This window comes from Micrococcus sp. HG099 (assembly GCF_024723355.1).
GTDB classification, from domain to species: domain Bacteria; phylum Actinomycetota; class Actinomycetes; order Actinomycetales; family Micrococcaceae; genus Micrococcus; species Micrococcus endophyticus.
Window position 1 is genome coordinate 1 of sequence record NZ_JANQCJ010000312.1, and the last position, 407, is coordinate 407.

The window sequence follows — 407 nt, forward strand, 5'->3', positions numbered from 1 at the left end:
GGCTTCGACGACGGCGCGGGCGCCGGAGCCGACGCCGAGTCCACGCGGGCGGCCGCCCCCTCGCCGGGCCCCGAGGACCTGCCCCCCGGCCAGGGCGACGACCCCGACGCCACCGCACGTCGCGACGCCCACCCCGCGGCCTCCGCGTCCGGGCCGTCCTCCGCGGCGGACCACGGGTCCTCCGGCGAGCCCACGGCGGACGGCACCCCAGACCCCGGCGTGCCCGCCGAGGACCAGGAGCACGCCTCCGCCTCGGACGCCGACGACGACGGCTCTCCCGGGCACGCGGCCGGGTCCGGCCACCCGGCGAGCATGTTCCCGCGCCTCATGGAGCGCGTGCGCGCCGGCGGCCCCCTCGAGCCTCCGGTCAACGCGGCGCCTCCGGGCGGCGCGACGCCCCCCGGCGG

1 pseudogene is annotated in these 407 nt (G+C 82.6%); it reads left to right on the forward strand.

The window, feature by feature from the left end:
* Positions 1 to 407, forward strand: a pseudogene (locus tag NWP10_RS12385) (DNA polymerase III subunit gamma and tau); the annotation flags it as partial.